The following is a 1,385-nucleotide window of genomic DNA, read 5'->3' on the forward strand; positions in this document are numbered from 1 at the left end:
AGTCCTTCTTCAGAGTTTTAGGAGGAAGGACTAAAGTCCTCACTACGAACGAATTGTGTTGTGCGATTTCGATGGCGAAATGCGCTGACAGAGAAAGAGTCAGAGAAGAAAGAGAATGTTTAAATCAAAGTGAAATTTGCTACATTAATACTGTTAGCAGAAACCCCATTTAAAACAGCTATAATTTCCCCAGTCGGCACAAACTGGATCGACGTTTTACCGCTGACTTGATTAACATTTAATTGGTCAAAAGTCAAGCCATTACCTAACATCAGCAAATCTTTTCCTGCTTCAAAATCGGCAATAATATCGATACCGGAATTGGTGGAGAGTAAAAAGCGATCGCTCCCAGCACCTCCAATCAGACAGTCATCCCCCAAACCGCCAATCAAAGTATCATTTCCCTCGCACCCGTCTAGCAAATCATTGCCCGCACCTCCACTGAGACAATCATTGCCAGCACCTCCGCAGAGGGTATCATCACCATAATTGCCGTAAAGAGAATCCTCACCTTCGCTGCCGAAGATTAGATCGTTGCCCTTGCCTCCAAAGGCGAGATCGCTGCCTTTGTCGCCGTCGATAAAATCAGCACCTTCACCGCCAAAAATTAAGTCGTTGTCTTCTTTACCATTTATTGAATCATTGCCGCGATTCCCGAAAATGAGATCTTCGCCTTCACCGCCACAAATTAAGTCATTTCCCTTGCCACCTAAAAGGATATCGTCTCCCTTGTTGCCGTCAATAAAATCATTGCCTCGGTTGCCGTAAAGAATGTCGTTTCCTTCTCCGCCGTAGAGGTTGTCGTCACCTAAATCCGCATCGAAAATATTCGGATTGGGACTGCCGTAAAAAGCATCATTTTCCGCAGTGCCAAATTGAATTTCACCGCTACCATTGCCGTTGATGGTGTTGTTAGCTTGGTTTGGGCGATCGAGATTTGGATACTCGATCGTATTGCAAATGCAATCTGGGGAAGAAGGCGTTGGCGTTGGCGTGGGAGTTTCCGCAGGTGTCGGAGTTGGTGTAGGTGTCGGAGTTGGGGTGGGCGTGGGAGTTTCCGCAGGTGTCGGAGTTGGCGTCGCAGTTGGAGTTGGAGTTGGCGTCGCAGTTGGAGTTGGAGTTGGCGTCGGAGTTGGCGTCGGAGTTGGCGTCGCAGTTGGAGTTGGAGTTGGCGTCGGAGTTGGCGTCGGAGTTGGCGTTGGCGTGGGAGTTGGCGTCGGCGTCGGCGTTGGCGTGGGAGTTGGCGTCGGCGTGGGAGTTGGCGTCGGCGTCGGCGTTGGCGTGGGAGTTGGTGTATCGGTTGGTGTTGTTGTCGGAGTCGGAGTTGTCGGAGTCGGAGTTGTCGGAGTCGGAGTTGTCGGAGTCGGAGTTGTCGGAGTCGGAGT

Annotated in this window: 1 protein-coding gene; it reads right to left on the reverse strand. The window is 50.3% G+C overall.

Annotation, left to right across the window (positions count from 1 at the left end):
- Nucleotides 1-119: 119 nt before the first annotated feature.
- The coding region (locus QUB64_RS31825) for a calcium-binding protein (protein WP_333266474.1) at nucleotides 120-1,385 on the reverse strand (1,266 nt) is incomplete at its 5' end.

Source organism: Microcoleus sp. Aus8_D2, assembly GCF_036702665.1.
Lineage (GTDB): Bacteria > Cyanobacteriota > Cyanobacteriia > Cyanobacteriales > Microcoleaceae > Microcoleus.